Below are 16220 nucleotides of genomic sequence, written 5' to 3'. Positions count from 1 at the left end.
ACTTAACCTTGTGCATCTTCTTCAGTTGTATTTTCTTCAGTCTCTTCTTGCTCGAATAAATCTTCCATACCTTCTACATTAATTTTTACATCAGAATCTTGAATTAGTTTGTTGATTTTTTCTTGAATTTGCGTTTGATCTACACGACTTAGTAAAATTTCACGCTCAAGTTCTTTTTTAACATCTTCAAATTCACCAATTGATTCTTCTTTTTCTCGGACGTCATTTACTTTTATAATATGTGTACCATGACTACTTTGCACGGGCTCGCTAATTTCTCCTGCTTCTAAAGAATATGCAGCTTCTTCAAATTCAGGTACCATGGCTCCGGCACTAAAGTAACCAAGGTCTCCACCATTTTCTGCGCTTCCTGTGTCAACAGAGTATTCTTTCGCAAGTTCACCGAAGTCTTCACCGTCTTCAATTTTTTGCTGGACTTCAGCAACATCTTCTTCATTTTCTAACAAAATATGTTGTGCTTGTACTTCTGTATTTTTACGATCATATAACTCTTTTAAATCTTCCTCGGTAATTTCAATATCTTCAGCAGCAGCTTTCTCTTGTAACATACTAACGTACATTATTTCGCGAAGTTGTTCCTCGCCACCGAATTGCTGCTCTACAGTCGTATTAAAATCTTCCTCGCTAGGGAATCCTTCTTTCATTGTTGCGATTTCTTCTTCTAATTCTTCATCAGTTACTTCATAATTGTCTTCTAAGACTTTTACAGTAACAAGTTGTTGTAACATGGATTCACCATTAACATCTTTTAGTTCTTCATAAAATTCTTCTTTTGTAATATTTCCTGCTTCTGTTTCAGCAACGATTTCATCGTCTGAATTACATGCAGCTAATGTGAGTACCCCTAAAGAAAGTGAGGCTGCTATTGTCCATTTCTTCATGCTTCAAAACACTCCTACTCTGTACTAGTTTACGATTAGTTTTTACAATCATAAATATATCATACTTTTTCAGGAAAAAAATAGAATTTGTATAAATACCTATAAAATCCCATTAAACTGTCACATTCAATACTCGTAGATAGGAGCATACAAGTAGAGCTACCATAATCATATTTATAACTCGATAAACTTTAAGCTGTTTTTTTTGTGATAGCTCCATCTTGATACAAAACGCATTGGTCAAAGTATTAAAAATAAGTAGTACGATAAAAGCAAAAACCATATAAAATATCACCATTGCCTTTGACTCTCCTTTCTTACCCCGGTTCAAAAAGGTTATGCACTCTTTACTCTACCAAAAACAAAGCCTGTTGAACAGGGGGACAAAAACAATATGATTAATACTATTTTTGTTTTAGAAGTAATTCAAACCCCTCCGACAAATGATGAATATAGACCTTTTTAGGGGCTTTGAGAATATAATAAAGATATATAAAATTAGTAACGGACATACCTAAATGAATGCTCGACCATAGAAGCGTATAAAGGTAGTAATCAGCAAGTTGACTGCTAATTAAAAATCCAGGCAATGTTAAAACCATGGTGGGCATAATACCAGTTACAATAGCTTCTGCTTTTGTTAATTGTACGCCCTTAAAACAGAACCATGTAGGAAATTTTAATCCAGTTAATTTACAAGGTATTTTCGTTGTTTTCTTTAGGATACTAAGACTTAACACCATTACTAGTGAATGAAGAATCGGCATACTGATGATTGCAATTAAAAATGGAAAAATTGCTTTTTCACTATTTTGATAGGCTCCATGTACAAAAGATAAAGGTACATATGAAATTATAAAGACAAGTAGACTAATTAATAATGCTATAATTTGTAATCGTATTTTCCCAAACTCTCTTGTTAAATAAATTGTTTTTAAGCAATTCATTTTATCACCTACAAATCTTAAAAACTTGAAATAACACTGAGAGAATCATAGTACGATTATGTTGAAAAATCAATAGGTATTTTAAAGAAAAAAAGCTTTTAATCCACTTTGTCATATTTTAACTGACAAGAGCATCAAAAGCTTTTACTTTTAGTGATTAATTAGAACTGTTTAATTTTGATTCTAGTTCCTTAATACTTGATTCGATTTGTTCTAAAGATTGGTGGATATTTTCTTGATGTGGTTCAACGGTATCTTTCCAATCTTCTACTGATTTTCTCATTTCCTCTGTAAGTTCACGAACAAGGACTGCTCCTTCTTTAGAGGTGCGTAACAATTGATTTTTAAGTTTTATACTGTCTTCTTTTAAGCTATAAAGTAGGTTCCCAAGCTCCATACTTTGATCCTTTACACGGTTTCTTAATTGTCGACCTGACTCTGGGGTGCTAATTAAAGTTACTCCAGCACTAACTGAAGCACCTACAAGAAAGCCTAATACTAATGATTTTCCTTTTGACATGGAAAACGCACTCCTTTCCTTTCTCTAGTATACCATTTCCTCTTTTTACATATGTGTTAAACATTGCTAAATAGAAAATTAATTATACTATATATTTTCTATTATAAATAAGGAAGAGAATTTCTGCCATAAATAAGAAAAAAGTCCTCCTCTAAAAAGAAGAAGACAAATTTACTTGCCAAGGATGAGTAGTGTTCCTACCATCAGCAAGTGTTAATACTCTGATAAGTCTCGTTATCCATCAGTAGATGAAATAACCGATGGAGGGCTCTTGCTTTATGTGAATGATACATTCCCAGAGCGTTTTAAAATGGTTTGCACAATTGGGTAAATAATGATCATAATTACTGTGTTAATTATTGTTGCTGGTAATACAATGGATGCAAATAGTGCAAAAAATCCGCCTTCCATTAATCCAATAATAAATAAAGTAACACTTAAGAAAATAGTACCGCTAACAATTGTACCAACTGCTGTTAATAAAGGTGCAACGATTGTTGTTCGGAATGTATTTTTTAGTGATAAGAATAACATTAAAAAGATAAGTGCTGTCACAGGCTTATCAATGATATTTGCAATTTGTCCGCCAGGTGCTGCGGTAGTTAAAGCGGATATGAATCCAGTAGCTAATGATAATATCAATACATATTTGACTTTAGGGAATAGAACAATTCCTAAAAACATCATCGCTAATAACATATCTGGTTTTACTCCGAATAACATAGGTGGGACTACAGTATGCAGTACTGCTCCGATACTTACTAATAATGCTAGTACCACTAATATTCTTGTATTCATTTGTCAATCTCTCCTCGTCTCATCTATTCTTTACTAAGATCTTCCAACTGTACGCTTATCGTCAGTTGCGAAGAATAATGATAGTGTAACAAAAGCTGAATGAAATAAAAACCTTTTATTTCATTCAGCTTTAATTCAATTAAATATTTTCGTGAATAGTGCTAGCTACTTCCTTTAATTCATCTGAATTATAGTCATCGGTGTGTACAGTCCAGTTAGGAGAATAACCATCCCCTTCGCCATATCTTGGAATAAGATGTAGATGCAAATGAAATACAGATTGTTCTGCTGCTGATTCGTTATTGTTTAACACATTCATACCCAGTGGGTTATAAGATTTTTTAATGGCGTTAGCAATAATTGGAATACGTGCAAACAATTCTCTTGCAACCTCTGGAGATGTTTCATAAATATTTTTCGTATGTTCTTTTGGAATCACTAATGTATGTCCCTTTGTTACTTGGCTAATATCTAAAAAGGCATATACATTATCATCTTCATAGACTTTTGCAGAAGGGATATCTCCCTGAATGATTTTACAAAAAATGCAATCTTCATGTGACATATGAAAAAACAACCTCCTTTTTCTTTATTGTATAGAGGCTTGTATATAAAAGTAAAGTGTTACCCTATAATAAAAGTAGACTATTTGCCACATCATTCAATGTGACAAATAGTCTTAATGAAGAAGTAAGAAACTCATTTTCAATTCATTTCTGTATACCAAGGTTGGTTGTAAATTATATACATAACTCACATTTCCTTAACGAGTACATTCAGATGAAGTGATTCGTGTAAGGATCATCATTTGTCCAACAGAAACACATCCTAACCGAAATTTAGAGCAATTATCGATTACTAACGGTTGTCATGTGGAAATACATAACTAAATTAGGTTTTCGATCGTTGACACCTCATTTACGTTTTTAGGTAGTTTGAAGTGAGTTTCTTATTTTCTTCCTTTGTATTTTGAGCTTTTTCTACGATATTATACATAAAAATATAATTTAATTAGGATAATTGTAGAACGATTGGCTTTGGCTTTGACATACAATAATGATAAAATCGTGTTAAGCATAGAGGAGGGAAAAGGGTGAGCACCTTATTACATATTGAAGATTTATCTGGAGGATATACACATAAAAATGTATTACATGGCGTTTCATTTAAAGTGAATAATGGTGAAATTGTTGGATTAATCGGGTTGAATGGTGCCGGTAAAAGTACAACAATTAAACATATTATTGGCTTGATGCAGCCAAAAAAAGGTAACGTATTGATACAAGGTAAAACATTTCAGAATAATCCAGAAGGGTATCGCAATCAACTTGCATACATTCCAGAAATGCCTATTTTATATGATGAAATGACTTTATATGAACATTTGCGTTTAACTGCGATGGCTTACAATATTGATGAACAACTGTTTGAAAAAAGATTAGAACCATTATTAAAAGAGTTTCGTATGGAGAAAAAACTTCATTGGTTTCCCGTACATTTCTCAAAAGGTATGCGTCAAAAAGTGATGATTATGTGTGCATTTTTAATTGAACCACCACTTTATATTGTGGACGAGCCTTTTGTCGGCCTTGACCCACTAGGTATCCAATCATACTTGAAAATGATGGAGCAAATGAAGGAGCAAGGCGCTGGAGTATTGATGTCAACTCATATATTAGCAACAGCAGAAAGGTATTGTGATCGATTTGTAATTTTGCATGATGGTAAATTACGTGCTCAAGGGACGTTGGATGAGTTACGTTCAAGCTTTAGTATGCCAGAAGCTTCTTTAGATGACTTATATGTTCAATTAACAAAGGAAGATAACCATGTTTGATTCTCATCAGTTCTATAAAAATCGATTATCTGCCCATATTAAAAATCTTAGTCGGTATTTACGATATATATTTAATGGACATATTGCGTTCGCGATGTTTTTCTTTATATCTGCATCTGCATATTATTATCAACAATGGTTAGCGAACTTGCCAGAGAATTTTCCAACTGCGATTATTATTGGGATTGTTTTTGGGCTAATTGTTAGTTATAGTCCTATTAGAACGTTACTTCAAGAACCTGATTTAGTATTTTTGATACCTGCAGAAAAACAAATGAAGAATTATTTTCGTAATAGTTTAATCTATAGCTTCGTTATTCAATTATATTTGGTACTGTTATTTGCTGCTGCACTTGCTCCACTTTATTTTGCAACTTTTCCAGAGAGAGAGGGGAGTATGTATTTTACTACGCTTGCAGTTCTTCTATTGTGGAAAGTTGCCAATTTGTTCGCGAATTGGTGGATGCTAAAAGTTCGAGAACCAAGTATACGTCATATTGATTTACTGACAAGAACAGTTCTAAACGTAGTGATTTTCTATTTTATGGTAGCTGGTAATATGTTAATGACTGTCATTACAGTGACCTTGTTCATCATTGTTTTGATTTATGATTTTTGGTACACCAGTAAACAAGCAGGAATATTATGGGATTTGCTCATTGAGAAAGATAATAGTCGCATGCAGTCCTTCTATCGAATAGCTAATATGTTTGCTGAGGTTCCTCATTTGAAAAATAGAGTAAAGCGGAGAAGCTGGTTAGTTTCTCTAATCGTGAAGGGAATTCCCTTTTCTAAAGAGGCTACATATGCTTATTTATATCGCATTTCTTTTGTTCGAAGTGGCGATTATGTAGGTATGTATATTCGACTCATTATCATAGGTGGTATTTTTATATGGATTATGCCTAATAGTTGGATTAAAATTTTATTTGGTTTATTATTTTTATATTTAAGTACTTTCCAAATGATGTCACTATATCAACATCATCGTACAAATATATGGTTAGATATTTATCCTGTTCCACAGCATTTAAAAATAGATGCAGTACTGTCTATCATTAGACAACTGGGAATAATACAAGCAATTTTATTTTCTCTCTTATTTTTATTTTTAGGGGATTGGCTAGGTTTTGTAATTATGATGATAGTTGGTGTGATTTTTACAATTACCTTTACGCAAGGGTATATTCGGGGTAAATTTCAGCAAACTTCTAATATTTAATGAAAAAGCTGGGACAAAAGTATTCACGTAAAAGATAAATCCGAATGATTGGCCTATGAAAACCCGCTTCAGAAATATACTGCGCTTATCCTAAGGCGGCTGGTGAGCCTCCGGATGCTCCGCATTCCGGGGTCTCGCCTAGGCCTTGCTCCCATAGGACAAGGAAGACCTCGACAGCATCGCATCGCACGCAGAAAATCGATTTTTGATTTTTAAGGAGTCTCCGTATATTTCTTACGCTTATTCTAGCTTTCATTCGTCTTTTAGCATGAATTTTTTGTTATGTCCCAACCTCTTTCCTACGATTAGTCAAGGATTATTTATAAAGTAATTAGAGACCGTGTACGAATAATCGTACGATGTATTATTCTTGATCCCCGAGGCTGTGGTCGAGCTTTCTTTCACTTCTCACTATACCCTTAAAAAAAGATTAGTGGGCAAAATCATCCGTCGATGATCTTACCTACTAATCTTAGTATGTTTTTAACGTCACTCATGAATATTGAAGAAGGTTTGCTTTTCTTTAAGTCTCCATCTTTTTAATTTAGAACGTTTTTCATTTTTATAGTGAATTTGCTTCCTGTGGTTTACCTTTGGTTTCTTCTTGATATTGCATAAATACGCTAATTAACGTTTTCGCAGCGGTTACCATCGCTTTTTCATCGATATCGAATTTTGGATGATGGTGTGGATAAGGATTCCCGTCTAAATTTGCTCCAGTGAAAAAATAAGCACCTGGTTTATTATGAAGATAATAAGCAAAATCTTCACCACCCATAACTGGAGGTGCTTCTTCGGCGGTGTGTATTTCTTTTACTTTTTCACTGGCTTTAAGTATAGTTTCTGCCTGTTCCTTATGATTAATCAATGGTGGGTAACCTTTTAAATAATTAAATTCGTAACTTGCATCATTTGCATCACATTCTCCTTTTAGAATGCGTTCCATCTCTTGGATTATTTTCTCTTGAACTTCACTATCAAAATGACGAACAGTTCCTACAAGTTTGGCCTGATCAGCAATAATGTTGAAGGCACTTCCGGCTTCAAAAATACCGGTAGTGACTACTGCCGTACTGAGAGGATCTAATCTTCTACTTACAATCTGTTGAAATTTTGTAATGATATCTGCTCCTAATACAATCGCATCTTTGGTTTCGTGTGGATATGCACCGTGGCCACCTTTACCTTGAATAATGATTTCGTATCGGTCTGCACCTGCCATCATAGCACTTGTAGAAGTGTGTAATACTCCTAAAGGAATAGTAGCCCATAAATGAGTACCAAAAACAGCATCCACATGATCAATTGCTCCCGATTCGATGATCGGCTTTGCGCCTCCAGGAGCATATTCTTCAGCATGCTGATGTAAGAAAACAATTGTGCCTTCTAGTTCTTCTTGATGTTGCTGCATTACTTTGGCCAATATGAGAAGTGTTGCTGTATGACCATCATGTCCGCACGCATGCATAACACCAGGAACCTTCGACTTATATGGAACATCCTTTTCATCTTGGATTGGCAATCCATCAAAATCCGCTCGTAATGCAATTGTTTTACCTGGTTTTTTTCCTTGTAATGTAGCAATTACACCATTTCCACCAATATTGGTTTTGTATGGAATGCCTAATTCTTTATAATAATTCGCAATGTAAGCTGCTGTTTTGGTTTCTTCAAAGGATAATTCAGGATATTGATGTAAATACCTTCTTATTTCTACCATTTCATCAAAATGGTAATCAATAGTATCAAAAATGTCTTTTAACAATGATGTCAGCCCCCTTTTGTGTTTGTTAACTATGTATTATAACATTATTCATATAATTTGTTTAAATATAATTTTTGAGATTTCTAATCGATATATTTTTCTGTGAAGGTTTAGCTGGAGCATATCAAACCATTATGTAATTGATTTACACATAAAAATAGTGCAGAAATTATTTCTGCACTATTTGGATAGCTAATACGTTCAAATTTGAAGGGAGATTACAAATGCTTAAGAAATTCTAGGGTCTTCTAAAAGGCGTTCAATTTCTTCCTTATGATGTGTTTCATCAGAAATGAGGTCATCTAATTTAACTACAAGCTCAGTAAATTTTAACTTCTCGGCTTGTTGCTTACGTTTTTCGTAACGTTCAATGGTATCCGTCTCTGATTGAAGGGCTGCTTTTAATAAATCTGCAACTTCAGTGGGTTGTGGTATAGATGCAGCGGTTGTAGTTGGTGTACCACCTAAAGTTTTTATTTTTTCAGAGAGATATAGAGCATGACCGAGTTCATCGTTAATTTCTGATTCAAAAAAAGGCTTCAAGGCGGATCGGTATAGTCCTGTGACTACAGAAGCGCTATAAGTATACTGAATTGCTGCAGCGTATTCATTTGCTAAATCTTCATTTAATCCATCAATAAGTTCTTGAACTTCTTTTTCCATTATCAAATCTCCTATCTATTTAAGAGTATTGTTATGTATAAATAAAATTCCCTATTATATTTTTTTAAAACCTCTTATTAAGGTATGATGTAAATAGAAGGAGTGAAAGTATGCGTAACAACAAAATAGGAATTATTTTTCTATCTATATTACTTGTGGTTATTGGAATTTGGTCAATACAAGTAAAAGTGGGTATTGTTCCTTTTACAGATCGTCCAACTAGAGAACTTGTAGACAAGTTAAGTAATACTGTTATTTTTGACTTGTTTAGATATATTACCGAATTGGGTTCTAGTTCTTTTTTAATCCCGTTTGTGATTGTGATGGTATTTGTTTTATTACTTTTATATAAACATTGGTTCCAAGCGCTCCTTTTCGTAAGTGCCATTGGATTAACGCATTTTTTAAACGTTGCGATTAAATTGATTACAACAAGAGAAAGACCGAGCATCTTGGTAGAAGCACATGCGGAAGGGTATAGTTTTCCGTCTGGTCATTCGATGATACCGATGGTTTGCTATGGACTAGTCGCTTACTTTATCGGGAGGAAATTACCAACAAATACTTCACAAATCGTATTTCAAAGTGGTTGTGGATTACTTGTGCTGCTCATTGGAATCAGTAGATATGTCATCAATGTCCACTATTTAACTGATGTAATCGCTGGGTTTACATTAGGCTTCATATTATTGATGGGGAGTGTATATATCTACCGGAAATTTGAACAATCTCCTACTAGAGGCGGAGAAAAAAGCAATCCTTAGTTGGTTCATGAGTTATGTAATACAATTTATACTTAGAATCAATCAAACAACGTAGTTTTCTAATGGGAGAGGAGAACAAGTAATGCGATTATTAAAATTTCTATTTGCGATGATTCTAATCGCTTTTGGAATATTGCTTGTATTAAACAATATAGGAGTATATGATTTTCAACTTGGAGATGCTTGGGGATATATGTATCCTAGTTTCTTTATTGTCTATGGTTTATTTAGTTTATGGAAGTATTTAAGGAAAAAAGGTGGAGGGTGGATGTTTTCATCCTTCCTGATTATCTTCGGAACGTTGCTATTACTAGATAGATTTCAATATATTTCATTTGGTTTTTGGGATGTTTTTCAATTATGGCCACTGTTTATTGTGTATCTTGGAGTAGCAATTATTAATTCGAGACAAAGTGGATGGGTTCAGTATTCGAAGGGGGACACGTATACTAAAGGTAGTTCTCACTTTTCAATTGGAGATTATCAGCAAAAGCAGGATTGGAATTTGGAACCATTAAATTTAAGAAATTTAGCAGGTGACTTTTATTTGGATTTGACGAAAGCATATATTCCAGATAAAACAACTCCTATTTCTATTCGTTCCTTAGCAGGAGATGTAACGGTATTAGTACCGGAGCATGTTGATTTTCGAGTAGATGCCGCTATTAATGCAGGAGAGATTATCGTATTAAATGATATATCTGATGGAATAAATCGAAGTATAATTTATGAGTCAGAAAATTATCAATACGCAAGTAAGAAAGTAGATTTATTTATACGCCTAAAGGCAGGATCAATTCGTGTGGAAAGAATTTAAAAGGGGGAATAAGGATGCATCAACGTTTAAAAGGAATTCGATTTATATTTATTCGTTCTCATATATTTGTACTATTCCTCTCTTCATTTATTTTACTTTCTATTTTATTATCCGCTTATGTTTTATTTGAACCGGCATGGTTAACGACAGAAAGTATTTTTCTTTTTATTATTTCACACCTTCTCATCGGACTTCCTTTAGCATTTTATGCTGGATTTAATGGTAATGGCAATTATTTAAAAACTAGTTTTGATGCTATTACATTATTAATCAAACAATATGCAAACGGTAATTATCAATCTTCCATACAATTATTAGAAGACGGAGATGATGAAATTCACAGGGCGTCTAATTCTTTAAATGAATTAGGGAAAAAGTTACAAAATCAAGTGAAATCGTTACAAAAAATGGCGGATGAAAAATCAGAATTAGCGAAGTCATCACATAAAACGGCTGTGATTGAAGAACGGCAGCGAATTGCAAGAGATTTACATGATGCGGTGAGTCAGGAATTATTTGCACTAGCAATGTTGTCTGAAGCGGCTATAAAACAATTAGATTCAAAACCAGAATTAGCTAAAGCGCAAATGCTTGAAGTCTCTCAATCTGCTCATCAAGCACAAACAGAAATGAGAGCTTTATTACTACATTTACGTCCAGTATATTTAAGTGGAGAAACTTTGGTGGAAGGGTTACATAAATTAATTAATGAATTAAAACAAAAAAGTAACTTACAGTTTAGACTCAAATTAGATGACCAACTTGAAATAAAAGAAACGATTGAAGAACATATTTTTCGTATTGTGCAAGAATCTTTATCCAATATTTTAAGACATGCAAACGCAACAGAGGTATACGTAGAGATTTCTAAAAAATCTGAAGAGATATTCGTTTTAATCGAAGATAACGGTGAAGGCTTTGATATGTTAGAAACCAATGGTAAAAAAACTTCTTATGGATTAAAAACAATGAAAGAGCGTAGTGAAGAAATTGGTGGAACATTTACCGTCCGATCTAATGTAAATGAAGGCACTTATATTCAAATTAGAATACCATATGAAGAAGAACGGAGGAGAAGAACATGATTCGTGTCGTAGTTATTGATGACCATGATGTTGTTCGAAAAGGGATTGTTGCTTATCTGCAAACAGAAGAAGATATTGAAATTGTTGGTCAGGCATCGAGTGGTTTTGAAGGAGTTGAAATTGTTTTACAAGAAAAACCAGATGTAGTATTGATGGATTTAATTATGGAGAATGGAACTGGCATTGAAGCAACGGAAAAAATAATTACAGATTATCCGGATTGTAAGGTAATTATCTTAACTAGTTTTTATGATGATGAGAAAGTTTTTCCAGCTATTGAAGCAGGTGCATTCAGTTATATTTTAAAGACCTCAACAGCAATCGAAATTACAGAAGCTATTAAAAAAGCTGCATTGGGTGAGAATGTAATTGAACCAAAAGTGGCTAGTAAAATGATGACAAATTTCCGATCTGAAAAGAAGAAATTACATGATGATTTAACTGAAAGAGAAAGAGAAGTACTATTATGTATAGGGGATGGCCTTACGAACCAAGAAATCAGTGAAAAATTGTATATTGGTGTGAAGACTGTAAAAACACATGTCAGCAATATTCTTTCGAAATTAGATGTACATGATAGAACACAAGCAGCTGTTTACGTTCACCGAAACAAATTATTACAATAATTTGTTTCAACTTTTTGTCAAATAAGTCTAACTAATTGTATTTCTATGTTCGCTTTCTGTATAATACAACTGTATCTCAAAAGAGAGGACAGGGCATTTATGAAGACACTAACAAAAAAAGCAGAGAATCTATTACTGCTTATATGGGTACAAGCCTTTTTGGCGTTGGCGGGAAGTTTGTTTTATTCTGAAGTAATGAACTATGTCCCTTGTGAATTATGTTGGTATCAACGGATATTAATGTACCCACTCGTATTGATTTATGGACTAGCAGCGATAAAAAAAGATATATCGATTGCTCTTCCTGGTTTATTCATGAGCGGAATCGGGATTCTAGTGTCTACATATCATTATTTGGTTCAGCATGTCTCCATTTTTCAAGAGATAGGTGGAGCATGTAGTGGTAGTGTCCCTTGTAACGTAATTTATGTAAATTACTTTGGTTTTATTAGTATTCCTTTTATGGCAGGAGTCGCATTTCTGATCATTTTTGTTTTGCACTTAATTGTCTTAAGAGAACAGAGGAGGAAAGCGTAAATGGGTAAAAAAATGATTATTATCATTAGTGTCATTGTGTTATTATTTGCGGCGCTAATATTCGTAGTTAATTATAAAAATGATCAAGCTACACAAGATAGCCCTTATGGTGATAAAGATTTAAAACAAGAAACAATCGATCAACTAGACAATCCGCTTTATCAAAATCAAATAATGCCAGATGAACTAAGCCAAGAAATTGAAGATGGGGAATCAGTAACAGTTTATTTCTACAGTCCTGTTTGTGTATATTGTCAAAATACAACTCCTTATTTAGTGCCGCTAGCAGAAGATATGGATGTGGATATGAAGAAATTAAACTTGTATGAATTTGAGGCAGCTTGGGGAACTTTTTCGGTAGATTCCACTCCAACATTAGTACATTATGAAAATGGAGAAGAAGTAGCTAGGCTTATCGGACAAAAACCAGAAGAAGAATATCAAGCATTCTTTGAGGAATATGTAAATTAAAAACATACAAAGTGACAAGCGGTGTTAAAGTCAACATCGGTTCACTTCCAATATCTCAAAGGAGAAAGGAGGAGATTGTGACTAATCAAAATTTTTGCTCAAAAGACGGATAATAGTTAACATAAGCGTAAGAAATATACGGAGACTCCTTGAAAATAAAAATCAATTTTCTGCGTGCGATGCAATGCTGTCGAAGCCTTCCTTGTCCTGTGGGAATGAGGCATAGGTGAGACCCCGGAATGCGGAGCATCCGGAGGTTCATCAGCCGCCTTAGGATAAGCGGAGTATATTTCTGAAGCGGGTTCTCATCATCAATTTATTGGATTTATCTTTTGTGTAAATACTGTTGTCCCAATCTCCATACCTAAAAAAAAGGCGCACTCGCTACGTTGCTAAACGAGGATTGCGCCATTATTATTGATTCAATTATCTTCTTCGTACATTGTTCCTGTGATGATAAATGGTCGTTCCATAATATAGCTAGGTTTTTTAGCTTGTTGATCTTTATGTGCTTGTTTAAAATGATCGGATTGTTTCCAATTATTGAAGTCATCCTTTGATGTCCATTGTGTAAATACGACATACATATTACTCTCTGTTTGTTTCCATAACCGCATTGCTTGGAATCCTGGCATATTCTCAACACCATTACTACTATGTTTCATTCGATATTCAAATGTTGCGTGGCTGTCTTCTGATACAGGGATATGGTTCATAATCACATAACCATGCTCTTGTATATTACCTATAGATTTTAAAACATCAAATTCTCTTCCAGAAGCAAATACTTTCTCATTAGTACCTTCATAAAATGCGATTGCCCCTTCGCTACTAGTAATAAAAAAGAAATCAATTGCTTTATACTTCTCCTCGATTTTAAGTAAGTAATCTATTGTTCCGTTAGTCATATAGGCTTTCATATGAAATTCCCCCTTATTCATAGTATATTACATATTACCCTGTACAATTCAGTTTTACACATACTAATTAAAATGATTATTAATTAATAGAAACTATATTCTTTAATAATGACGAATGATGACGTATAATGTAAATGTACGTAGCTAGAGGTGAAGTTATGAGAATGGAAAAACGTAAGCAAAATAAGTTAGCTTACAAGAAGAAAACTCAGTGGTTTTTCATTGCAATTGCCTCTCTTTTTATACTACTACTTCTTGGGTATGGTGTCGTTTTATTAGGTGGAAAAATAATAGCAAATGATGAAGATTTGATACTTGATTTGAAAACGACAATAAGAACTGAAGAAGGAGAAGTAATTGGAACACTTTATAAAGAAAATAGGGAGTTTATAGATTTAGACAGTCTACCCGAACATGTAAAAGAAGCCTTTATCGCAATTGAAGATAGGCGTTTTTATGAACATGAGGGGATTGATCTTAAATCAATCACCAGAGCAATTTATCGGGATATTATTGCGATGAGCAAAGTTGAAGGTGGAAGTACGATTACACAACAACTTGCTAAAAACTTATTTTTGAGCAATGACAAAACATGGTCGAGGAAAATAAAAGAGACGATGGCAGCCCTATACTTGGAAAGAGAACTATCGAAGGATGAAATTCTTGAACTATATATGAATGAAGTGTATTTTGGTCAAGGGATTTATGGTATTCAAACAGCTTCTAAGTATTTCTTTTCCAAACCAGCTGATGAGTTAAACGTAGCTGAAGGAGCAATGCTCGCTGGATTAATGAAAGGCCCCAATGGATATTCTCCCATTAATCATCCAGATCGTGCTCTAGAACGAAGGAATGTTGTTTTACGATCAATGGAAGCTGCAGGATTTTTGAGTACAGAACAACGAGTTGAGCAGGAAGAAAAAACGTTAGGCCTTGCTATCCAAGAACCGAAAGCTTCCAATCCGTGGGTAGATAGTTATATTGATCTTGTTATGAAAGAGGCTTCAGAAAAACATCAACTTTCTGTAGAAGCACTACAAACGGGTGGGTATGATATTACTGTTTATATGGATCCTGAAATTCAACAGATTGCATATACAGAAATGCGAAACGATGCATATTTCCCTGGAAATACGGAAGGTGTTGAAGGCGCGTTTGTAATGTTAGATGCTAATAATGCTCGTATTGTTTCTGCAATTGGTGGAAGAGATTATCAAATTGGCGATTTAAATCGAACTGTAGTCGATCGTCAACCGGGTTCAACTTTTAAACCTATTGCTGTATATGGACCGGCATTAATGCAGGAAGATGTATATACTCCTTTCACATTGATTCCAGATAAGAAATCGGAAGAATATAATGTTGTAAATGCAAATGGTGAATATAAAGGAGAACTTACTATTTATCAAGCCATTATGGAGTCGACCAATACTTCTGCTGTGTGGTTATTGGATAAAATTGGGATTGACTATTCCAAGGGATATTTGGAAAAACTAGGAATTACTTTCGAAGATGATGGTTTATCTATAGCATTAGGTGGACTTACTTATGGAGTAACTCCTTTAAAAATGGCGCAGAGTTACCAGGCTTTTGCCTCGGGTGGAGATATAACCTCTGCAACGTCGATTTCTAGAATCGAAAATCGAAATGAAGAAGTGATTTATGAATCAACGATAGAGGCTGAAAATGTATTTACAAGTCAAGTGGCTTGGAACATGACAGAGATGTTATCGGAAACGGTTCGATCTGGAACAGCAGCTTCAGGAGATTTTAATAAAGCACTTGCTGGAAAGACTGGGTCTACACAGCATACAAGTGTGGAAGGTGCCACGAAAGATGCTTGGTTTGTTGGATATACTCCAGAATACGTAACCGCTATGTGGATGGGTTATGATACCACAGATAAAGATCATTATTTAACGAGTGGAAGTTCTTATCCTACATCATTAACAAAGAAAATACTAACCGAAATCGATAGGCAAACAGACCGAGAAATGTCGAGTAGCTTTGAAATACCAGAGAACGTTGAACCACTACCAGAACCGATTGAATTACCTACAATAACGGATATTTCAGCAAACTATGAATTTGGAGGATTCTCGATAATCAGAGGGAATCTTAGTTGGAATGGTTCATCTGATGAACGAGTTGTTTATCGTATTTATCAAGAAACAGACGGTGAAGATAAACTTATTGATGAAGTAGAGGGAGTAACTCAATATACAATTGATAATGTTTGGTTTGAAAACAGTAAATATTATATTGTTCCTTACGATCCGAACACAAAAATGGAAGGTACAAAGTCTGATTCTGTGACATTTAGTTGGTAAAAATGAGGCAAATTGA

The 16220-nt window shown here is 34.1% G+C and carries 17 protein-coding genes; 9 read left to right on the top strand and 8 right to left on the bottom strand.

From position 1 onward, the window contains the following. Window positions 1–2 precede the first annotated feature (2 nt). From ABC346_RS16845 to ABC346_RS16825, 5 genes are all read right to left on the bottom strand, one after another. Window positions 3–902 carry a peptidylprolyl isomerase gene (locus tag ABC346_RS16845; protein WP_413235954.1) on the bottom strand — a complete coding sequence of 300 codons (900 nt, stop codon included), beginning with the start codon at window positions 900–902 and terminating at the stop codon, window positions 3–5. A 404-nt stretch (window positions 903–1306) separates the two neighbouring features. Continuing rightward, window positions 1307–1849 (bottom strand): DUF3267 domain-containing protein, encoded by a 543-nt coding sequence (locus tag ABC346_RS16840; RefSeq protein WP_413235953.1) that lies wholly within the window; start codon window positions 1847–1849, stop codon window positions 1307–1309. A 157-nt stretch (window positions 1850–2006) separates the two neighbouring features. After that, on the bottom strand, window positions 2007–2369 hold the full coding sequence (locus ABC346_RS16835) for a YtxH domain-containing protein (RefSeq protein WP_413235952.1): 363 nt from the start codon (window positions 2367–2369) through the stop codon (window positions 2007–2009). Between the two features lie 276 nt (window positions 2370–2645). Next, the gene (locus ABC346_RS16830) at window positions 2646–3167 is read right to left on the bottom strand and encodes a tryptophan transporter (RefSeq protein WP_413235951.1); all 522 of its coding nucleotides are present in this window, start codon (window positions 3165–3167) and stop codon (window positions 2646–2648) included. Between the two features lie 139 nt (window positions 3168–3306). After that, the gene (locus ABC346_RS16825; RefSeq protein ID WP_413235950.1) at window positions 3307–3732 is read right to left on the bottom strand and encodes an HIT family protein; all 426 of its coding nucleotides are present in this window, start codon (window positions 3730–3732) and stop codon (window positions 3307–3309) included. Between the two features lie 528 nt (window positions 3733–4260). Between ABC346_RS16825 and ABC346_RS16820 the strand changes: the two genes are divergently transcribed. Then, entirely contained in the window at window positions 4261–5004 is a 744-nt protein-coding gene (locus ABC346_RS16820) for an ABC transporter ATP-binding protein (protein WP_413235949.1), read from the top strand. Further along, complete coding sequence (locus ABC346_RS16815; protein ID WP_413235948.1) at window positions 4997–6226, top strand: ABC transporter permease; 1230 nt, start codon at window positions 4997–4999, stop codon at window positions 6224–6226. Before ABC346_RS16820 ends, ABC346_RS16815 begins: the two co-directional genes overlap by 8 nt. Before the next feature lie 562 nt (window positions 6227–6788). On the opposite strand, the gene ABC346_RS16810 is transcribed toward ABC346_RS16815, so the two are convergent. Then, window positions 6789–7991, bottom strand: a complete 1203-nt coding sequence (locus tag ABC346_RS16810; RefSeq protein ID WP_413235947.1) for a M20 metallopeptidase family protein — start codon at window positions 7989–7991, stop codon at window positions 6789–6791. Window positions 7992–8219: 228 nt separating this feature from the next. After that, entirely contained in the window at window positions 8220–8654 is a 435-nt protein-coding gene (locus tag ABC346_RS16805; RefSeq protein ID WP_413235946.1) for a ferritin-like domain-containing protein, read from the bottom strand. A 110-nt stretch (window positions 8655–8764) separates the two neighbouring features. Between ABC346_RS16805 and ABC346_RS16800 the strand changes: the two genes are divergently transcribed. The 6 genes from ABC346_RS16800 to ABC346_RS16775 all read left to right on the top strand — a co-directional run bounded on the left by ABC346_RS16800 (window position 8765) and on the right by ABC346_RS16775 (window position 12954). Next, window positions 8765–9418, top strand: a complete 654-nt coding sequence (locus tag ABC346_RS16800; RefSeq protein ID WP_413235945.1) for a phosphatase PAP2 family protein — start codon at window positions 8765–8767, stop codon at window positions 9416–9418. Window positions 9419–9500: 82 nt separating this feature from the next. Then, on the top strand, window positions 9501–10235 hold the full coding sequence (liaF, locus tag ABC346_RS16795) for a cell wall-active antibiotics response protein LiaF (protein WP_413235944.1): 735 nt from the start codon (window positions 9501–9503) through the stop codon (window positions 10233–10235). Window positions 10236–10249: 14 nt separating this feature from the next. Further along, window positions 10250–11320, top strand: coding sequence for a sensor histidine kinase (locus ABC346_RS16790; protein ID WP_413235943.1), 1071 nt, complete (start codon window positions 10250–10252; stop codon window positions 11318–11320). Beyond that, window positions 11317–11946, top strand: a complete 630-nt coding sequence (locus ABC346_RS16785; RefSeq protein WP_413235942.1) for a response regulator — start codon at window positions 11317–11319, stop codon at window positions 11944–11946. The genes ABC346_RS16790 and ABC346_RS16785 overlap by 4 nt, the downstream gene beginning before the upstream one ends. Before the next feature lie 99 nt (window positions 11947–12045). Further along, window positions 12046–12483, top strand: coding sequence for a disulfide oxidoreductase (locus ABC346_RS16780; protein ID WP_413235941.1), 438 nt, complete (start codon window positions 12046–12048; stop codon window positions 12481–12483). Continuing rightward, window positions 12484–12954 (top strand): thioredoxin family protein, encoded by a 471-nt coding sequence (locus ABC346_RS16775; RefSeq protein ID WP_413235940.1) that lies wholly within the window; start codon window positions 12484–12486, stop codon window positions 12952–12954. Between the two features lie 422 nt (window positions 12955–13376). Here ABC346_RS16775 and ABC346_RS16770 read toward each other — a convergent pair whose 3' ends face one another. Beyond that, window positions 13377–13874: an antibiotic biosynthesis monooxygenase family protein gene (locus ABC346_RS16770; protein WP_413235939.1), complete on the bottom strand. Its 498-nt coding sequence runs from the start codon at window positions 13872–13874 to the stop codon at window positions 13377–13379. A gap of 164 nt (window positions 13875–14038) precedes the next feature. On the opposite strand from ABC346_RS16770, the gene ABC346_RS16765 reads away from it, so the two are divergent. Beyond that, window positions 14039–16204 carry a transglycosylase domain-containing protein gene (locus ABC346_RS16765; protein ID WP_413235938.1) on the top strand — a complete coding sequence of 722 codons (2166 nt, stop codon included), beginning with the start codon at window positions 14039–14041 and terminating at the stop codon, window positions 16202–16204. Window positions 16205–16220 lie beyond the last annotated feature (16 nt).

Source organism: Oceanobacillus phoenicis, assembly GCF_047238145.1.
GTDB lineage: Bacteria > Bacillota > Bacilli > Bacillales > Amphibacillaceae > Oceanobacillus.
Note: the sequence above shows the minus strand (reverse complement) of the source record. Positions and strands in the feature narration are given on the sequence as shown.

Coding starts and splice junctions, on each gene's coding strand:
- ABC346_RS16845 (WP_413235954.1), bottom strand. CDS start 902: ATGAAGAAATGGACAATAGCAGCCTCACTTTCTTTAGGGGTACTCACA.
- ABC346_RS16840 (WP_413235953.1), bottom strand. CDS start 1,849: ATGAATTGCTTAAAAACAATTTATTTAACAAGAGAGTTTGGGAAAATA.
- ABC346_RS16835 (WP_413235952.1), bottom strand. CDS start 2,369: ATGTCAAAAGGAAAATCATTAGTATTAGGCTTTCTTGTAGGTGCTTCA.
- ABC346_RS16830 (WP_413235951.1), bottom strand. CDS start 3,167: ATGAATACAAGAATATTAGTGGTACTAGCATTATTAGTAAGTATCGGA.
- ABC346_RS16825 (WP_413235950.1), bottom strand. CDS start 3,732: ATGTCACATGAAGATTGCATTTTTTGTAAAATCATTCAGGGAGATATC.
- ABC346_RS16815 (WP_413235948.1), top strand. CDS start 4,997: ATGTTTGATTCTCATCAGTTCTATAAAAATCGATTATCTGCCCATATT.
- ABC346_RS16805 (WP_413235946.1), bottom strand. CDS start 8,654: ATGGAAAAAGAAGTTCAAGAACTTATTGATGGATTAAATGAAGATTTA.
- ABC346_RS16800 (WP_413235945.1), top strand. CDS start 8,765: ATGCGTAACAACAAAATAGGAATTATTTTTCTATCTATATTACTTGTG.
- liaF (WP_413235944.1), top strand. CDS start 9,501: ATGCGATTATTAAAATTTCTATTTGCGATGATTCTAATCGCTTTTGGA.
- ABC346_RS16790 (WP_413235943.1), top strand. CDS start 10,250: ATGCATCAACGTTTAAAAGGAATTCGATTTATATTTATTCGTTCTCAT.
- ABC346_RS16785 (WP_413235942.1), top strand. CDS start 11,317: ATGATTCGTGTCGTAGTTATTGATGACCATGATGTTGTTCGAAAAGGG.
- ABC346_RS16780 (WP_413235941.1), top strand. CDS start 12,046: ATGAAGACACTAACAAAAAAAGCAGAGAATCTATTACTGCTTATATGG.
- ABC346_RS16775 (WP_413235940.1), top strand. CDS start 12,484: ATGGGTAAAAAAATGATTATTATCATTAGTGTCATTGTGTTATTATTT.
- ABC346_RS16770 (WP_413235939.1), bottom strand. CDS start 13,874: ATGAAAGCCTATATGACTAACGGAACAATAGATTACTTACTTAAAATC.
- ABC346_RS16765 (WP_413235938.1), top strand. CDS start 14,039: ATGGAAAAACGTAAGCAAAATAAGTTAGCTTACAAGAAGAAAACTCAG.